The 6,547-nt window shown below is 54.7% G+C and carries 3 protein-coding genes; all 3 read right to left on the minus strand.

All coding sequences use genetic code 11. The features are described from left to right. Positions 1 to 723: 723 nt before the first annotated feature. The 3 genes from ABS45_RS17315 to ABS45_RS17325 all read right to left on the minus strand — a co-directional run bounded on the left by ABS45_RS17315 (position 724) and on the right by ABS45_RS17325 (position 4,052). Positions 724 to 2,217 (minus strand): hypothetical protein, encoded by a 1,494-nt coding sequence (locus ABS45_RS17315; protein WP_291558166.1) that lies wholly within the window; start codon positions 2,215 to 2,217, stop codon positions 724 to 726. Between the two features lie 127 nt (positions 2,218 to 2,344). Then, entirely contained in the window at positions 2,345 to 2,836 is a 492-nt protein-coding gene (locus tag ABS45_RS17320) for a hypothetical protein (protein WP_291558169.1), read from the minus strand. Between the two features lie 169 nt (positions 2,837 to 3,005). Beyond that, positions 3,006 to 4,052, minus strand: a complete 1,047-nt coding sequence (locus ABS45_RS17325; RefSeq protein WP_291558172.1) for a hypothetical protein — start codon at positions 4,050 to 4,052, stop codon at positions 3,006 to 3,008. Positions 4,053 to 6,547 lie beyond the last annotated feature (2,495 nt).

The following is a 6,547-nucleotide window of genomic DNA, read 5'->3' on the forward strand; positions in this document are numbered from 1 at the left end:
ATAAACCACGTAGTTTGATAACTTCTACGAAAGTGCGCCAAAGTCGCAAAAAAAGCGCGAAATCGCGTTTTTTAGTTGACGCTACATAGGGGTTACATAGTACCTACGTTACGTACCCTTGCGTTCTTTCCCGTGATTTGTGTCAAATGCCGTTGCAGCAGCTACGCTCAGTGCATTTTACACGCAGTTACTTCTACGTATTTTAGATCAGTTTTATTTGATCCTCACTCACCGACGGCGACAGACGCATTGTTGTGTACTGCGCATTTTGCGTTGTTTTGTGAAAAGATATGAGAAAGTCAGTTTAAAAAGCACCCAAGCATGAGCCAGTATGCTTATCCCACCACCGGTTCCGTAATCAGTGTATAGTCGTGTTTATTTTTTATAGATGGACATATGTATATATTTAAAAATGTTTGGCGCTCCGCATAAGTTCTTAGAGCAATGCTACCAAAAATCCCCGCAATACACAATCCTGTTTCCACTGAGCATTTGCTTCTCAATCAAAACTTGTTCAAGACTTTTACTTTGTATGAACTACAACTGGCCAGACTGAAGCAAAAAACAATAAAGTGGCACTGAAGTACCTTTAGTTGCACTCTCATCTGTTCTAATATATCTCGTGTGCCTTTCTCAGAATGCATTATGAGAAGACATTCGTGATGACCCTCTCATTGGAGCACGTGGCGGCTTAACCTCGCAAACATAGCGGCGTAACTTTAATCACTTTCCGCCACCAACGACCATGCGGTGTGTCCTGCCACTGTTGACAGCAGTGTAAATCTTCCCGTCTGCGCCCCTCACGGCCCCACGGGCCAGCCCTGCGTTTGCACCCTGCTGCTGCTGCTGTTGTTGTTGTTGTTGTTGTTGTTGTTGTTGTGAGAGAGCGTTGTTGTTGCCGTTGTTGTTAACAGAAGAAGAAGAGGACGTGTTGGGACGAGCGTTCACATCAGGCAACTGCTGTTGGTTGCTGCCGTTGTCGCCCAAGAGCTCCTCCCAACCCCCACCTTGCGACTGCTGAGCCGCCTGTGACATGGACTGCGGCTGCGGTGATAATGAGGCGGCTAAACCAGCCGTGTTGCTGCCCTGACCAGTCTGACCGAAATACCCCTGCTGCTGTTGCGTTGTGTTCGCGCGGAGTCCGCGGACCCCGTGCCGCGATACCACCTCAGCGCCGGCGCCATTGCCGTTACCAGCGCTAGAGACAGGCCCCCCCCGTGAGGCGCCGCGCGCGCTCCCCGGCGCCCCCATGGCAGCGCCAGCGCGGACTGAGGAGGAGGAGGAGAGGAGCGCGAAGCCGCCGCCCTTAGTCGGGACGGCCTGATGGTTGGTGTAAGGGTTCGCCGCACCGAGCGCGGCCGCCGCCGCTGCTGCCGATGATGTTGCTGCGCCGCCGCGTGAGGACGCGTTGCGCGCGACGCCACTATACCCCCCAGTGGCGGCGTGCGAGTCCGCGCTTGTGTTGACGTGGCCGCAGTTGGTGCAGGCAAGACCGCCGCCCTCGACGGGCGCGAGGTCGCTCATTCCGCACTGCGCACATTCGTCGCTCACCGCCCCGCCGTCACCGTGGTGCTTACCATTAGCGCCGGTGCCAGAGGCAGAGGTACCGGGGCGGCGTGAGGCCGAGACGCCGGCGGGGGTGATGAGCAGTGGCGGCCCCCCTAGCGCGCCGCCGCGAACACCACCGGTACCCATGAGTCCACCTCCGCCGGCGGCCGAGGCGAGGAAAGAGCCGCGGACCTCGTCGGAGAGCGATTTGAGCAGGCGCTCCATTTGACGCCGCAGCTGGCGGTGGTTGACCGTGCTCTCCTGCAGCGCCGCGAGGTCCTGCTTCGACGCGATCTCCCTGTCCACGAACAGCTTGAGGTGGTCCAGCTCCTCGTGCACCTTGGGGAACGAGTGTAGCACCGCCGCCACGTCCAACAGGTCCCCGCGCGAGGCCTTACCGGCGACGTCCTGGACGAGCCGCTGCAGCTCGTTAGCAAGGCGCGCGATGTTGCTCTGGCGCCGCGCCTGGTCAGCCAGCATCGAGTCGCGCAGCTCGTCGAGCTGAAGGCGGTACTCGTCGCGACCGACGGTGCGAGATGCGAGCTCTTCCGCGGCCTGCTGCAAACGGCGGACCTGGGCTGCCCACTCGTGGCGGGAGACCTTGTCCAGCAGCAGCCGCGCGTCCGCCTTGCCCTCCACAGCCTGAAAGCGAATTAGAAACAAAAACAAGAACAGACAGAACAAAGGTTCGATAGTTTTAGCGATCGAACGAGAAAAGATAAATGAGAAGGTATATGTGAGTTATTTGCAATAAAAATTAGAACATGCCTACAAAAGTACCAATTAAATCGAAATCTTATAAAGTAAATATAATTAACCGTAAGTGATATATCGCTATGTGCGAGTGCAATAACACTATGCGTACCTGCGTGAGGTGTGAGATGGCCTCTGACTGCGCCGTCGCTTCCCTCTTGAGCGCCGCCTCCGCCGTCTCCAGCCGCTCGTTCAGCAGCGCGTTGTGGCGCGCCGCGTCCTCCCCGGCGCCGCGGAGCTCGGTCAGCAAGAACGCGCGCGCTCCCGAGACGTCGGAGCGCAGCGCGTCGAGTTGCGCGATGATGTTCGCCACGGCCGACTGCGTCGCCGCGACGTCGCGCCGGCAGCCCGCTACCTCGGCAGTCAGCGAGGTCAGCCGCGCCGCGCGGTCTGAGTCGGCCGCGTCCGCCGCGTGGCGAGCCGCGGCCGTCGCGGGCTCCGTCTCGGCCAACACGTCGCGCAGACGAGCCTCGTAGGAGGTCGAGCGGCCGGACTGGATGTGCTGCTCCAGCTGCGCCAGCTTGCCCTGTAACAAGTGGGATATTCCGCCAAATATCACAAAAGAAGTATGCCAAATGAGCGAAAGTTACATTTCGGATATGTGATAGAGCGCTTGGTAAGACGACTAATGGTGAAGTTTGGAGTCGATATGAGTTCATTTAGAGGTATGAAAGATGGTTTAAAGTCAATCACATGAGACAGCGTTATGACAGTGAGTAAAAGAAAGAGATTTCACGTACTTCGACGGCGCGGAGACGGGACGGGAGCGGAATCAGCGAGGTATTGCCACCAGCAGCGCCCGCAGCACCATTGCCGAAGTTGTTGCTACCACGGTTATTGTTATTGTTGCTGGAGTTGTAAGCAAGCGCCAGAGGGCCGGCAGTGCCGCCCATAGTCGTGGCCATGCCAGTGCTATTGTTGTTGCCGTTGGTGTTGACCGTGACAACAGTGCCGTCAGGCAACGTCATCTGGCCAGAAACAGCCATTGCATGAACACCATCGCTGCTGTTGTTGTTGCCATTGCCGTTTGTGGTGGAGGGACGGGAGCCTGAGCCCGCCGTGCCAGCGCGGGTGCGGGCCGAGCTGGCGCCATCCGCGTCGGACATCGACGCGTGCGCAGTGTTCGCAGTGTTCCCGTTGCCATCGTTGGCGAAGTGGAAGCCAGGCATTGCCATGCCGCCATTGCCGCCGCCACTGTTGTTGTTACCGCCTGAGGCCGAGATGTTGTGGCCATGAGCGCCGCCGCCGCCGTAGCCGCCCCCGTGGGCGTAGTCCGCCGCGTTGGGGTCGCCAGAGTGGCCGAGACCTTGAGAGTGACTGTGGGCGAAGTCCCCTAGCCCTGGATCGAGGTCGTCGCGCAGGCCGAGGTAGTGCTCCAGCTTCGCCAGCCGCAGCGCCAGTGCAGGGTTCGAGATGCCGTCGCTGCCGCACAGCGCCCCCGCACCGCCACCGCCGCCGCCGGACGAGGCGGAGAGATCGCCACCGAAGCGTAGGGCCCAGCGGTCTTGACTGGCGCGAAGGTCTTCGATGACTGCAGCCTGCTCGTTGATGGTGAGCGCCATCGCGTTGATCTGCTTCTGGATCGCGCCTTCGACGTGCGAGGTCTGCACCTTCTGCTTCTGCATCGCGTGGGCGATGCCGGTGAAGGCGCTGGCGAGGTTTTGGACCGTGTTGACGGCCGCGGCTTGGTACTGCCGGAGCGACTCGTCCAGGACGAGCGACTGCAAAACGGCAGCGCGCGAGACTGCCATGTTGCGGGTCTGTATAAGAAATGAAAATCAAATCAGAAAGAGATTGCTACGTGAGTTGTTTCATATCAAACACGCAGCGTAAGAGACGGAGCTTTTGAAACACTGGATGACTTTGAAATCCATGTCGACAGCCAGTCTCCAGAAACGGTTGGGCGCCGGTCGGCCGGCCCAGTCGTAGAAATGGGTCGTGATGGCCTATCTTCCACAACGAATATCTCGTCTCCCAATCCATCTGTGACACTGAGGCAGCAGAATCAACATTTAACCACGACTATTAACTCTATTTTATGTTTATTTCTGTTAATAGAAGTTATGATCGGCCGTAGTATTGCGCTCGTCACGCGCTCGGCTCCCAGTCTCGTCCCACGCGCAATGCTACCCTTTTCGACGGCTGCTGCGGGCGCTGGCGAGGCCCCCAAGCGCACCCATCCTGCTCCTTGGCGCGTCCCCGACCCCGATGGGCCGAAGATTGTGAAGCTGCGCTCGGAGAAGGTATTCCTCAATGCCGGCGAGAAGGTCTGGTGGTGCTCCTGCGGCCTCAGCAAGGAACAGGTCCGTCCAAACGAAATGCATTTCGTGCGATGTCTCAGCAGAATCAAGCCAAATAGCAAAGATTCTTGTTCACCACTTTTTAATATCCGAAATCACATATAACATACTGTATTTAACTTGTTTTGCGTTTGTTTGTTCCGATTTATCTGCGCAGCCGTGGTGCGACGGCTCGCACGAGGGCACCAAGTTTGAGCCGGTCGAGTTCACTGCCCCCGAGGCCAAGCTCTACAGTATGTGTCTGTGCAAGTACTCGCAGAAGGGCGCCCTCTGCGACGGCATCCACAAGCAGTATATCGGCTGGGAGCCCCCCGTTCGCCCCGCTGGCGGCGCTGCAAGTGGCTCTAACGGCTCAGGCCCTGAAGCTGCTGCTGCTGCTGCTGCTGCTGCTGCTGACAGCAAGTGAGTGAGCCAGTGACAGGCTCGTGCTGACAACTATGTGTGTGTATGCGTGCATTGCTGTTGCATATGCGTGCGAAATCGGCTGTGCTTGATGCTGCTTGGCTAAACTACAGTAACGCCATATTGCATTGCATAGTTGTTGTAGGCTTACGAGCGCAAGTTAGATTACACACACCTGCACCTGGGGCACTGGCGCTCACGCTTTCGACGAATGTATTGATTATAGGGCCATTAAGTTATACTATTATGTGATCATGACAAGCGCCTTCGGCAGCTGCCTTCGGCAGCATGCGTAAGTCAACTTATCCATTTTCCCTCTCTTGGTTACTAACGCCTTTTCAGTGCCAATGAACAGCATTGACTGTCAGGTCACATTGCTCTGTTGTTGTGACAACACCGGCATCAATATCAAGTCAATACATTTATTCATGTAATTATTTCATGAGCACGACCAGTATATTGTTCATGTCAACTCGTTAGAACACTATGTGATGATGATTACCCATTCCTCCACGTAAGATGATATTGTGACTATTTTTCATGACCTCGGCATTTAGGTTTTGTTTAAGAGTTAAAATAACGTGTTACAATGTATTCTTATATATTTCAAAAAAAAAAACAAGCTGTGGATACTGTCCAGCCGCAAATATGCAGATATATTTTCGTTATCGCACACGAAACTGGTACGGGAGAGCAAAACAAAACAAAGGAGACGCAAACACAATATGTGCCCAGGCCACGCGGCCAACAAGCATTCGAAAGCACGTCTCTCTCTCTGGCGGGGAGCATATGAGAGGTGATAAAGAGACCTCCAGAGAGTGGTGAGCAGGAGCAACAGAAGTTATAACAGTCACAAAGTGCAACAGCACAACAGAGAGTAAAGGAGTTGAGAGAGAAAGAAAAAAAGAGACGTATGTTAAAGATGGATAGGTGTGCAAGGCCGCATCAGTAGCCGTGGGCTGCGATAAAACGCAGCACACTGCGTGTAATCAATTGATTGCGACTGGAATGATGCTGTGACTCAACTGTGACTGACTGGGTGAGGAGGTGGTGTGTTGTGTTGACTCGCTGGGCGTTGCGACCGAGAATAGATCGCGTGATGTTAGTGTAACTGTGGCTGTGACTGGATAACGGGTGTGACAACAACTGTGGCGATGCGGCTTGACTTAATGAAGCTGTGTGTGTGTGTGTGTGTGTGTGTGTGCATGTGTGTGTGTTGTGGCGAGCTAGGTGCTGTGCTGCGACAGTGAACATAAGCTTAAGATGCCACAGGTTGAGGTGAGGTGAGGAGGTGGTTTGAAAAAAAAGAAATACGCAAACTAATTTGTTGATAAAGAAATAGAGTATTAAATACTGGCAGGGACGAGGATTACAGAGAGCAAACGAAAAAAGCAACAAACAAAAACAAGAAGCAACGGAGCAAGATGAAAGTGTAAAGAAAACGGATAAGGTAACTTTCAAAAAGTTCCGCCCCCTTTTTCGGAAAGTTTCGTCAGAAAATGTATTAAAATCAGGAATGAATCAAAACAGCAGTGAATTGAAAA

It is taken from the genome of Comamonas sp. SCN 65-56, from assembly GCF_001724135.1.
Classification (GTDB): Bacteria; Pseudomonadota; Gammaproteobacteria; order Burkholderiales; family Burkholderiaceae_C; genus Comamonas_C.

Bases quoted from the DNA above. Each gene is read 5' to 3' on its own strand.
- ABS45_RS17325 (WP_291558172.1), bottom strand. From the start codon at position 4,052: ATGGCAGTCTCGCGCGCTGCCGTTTTGCAGTCGCTCGTCCTGGACGAG.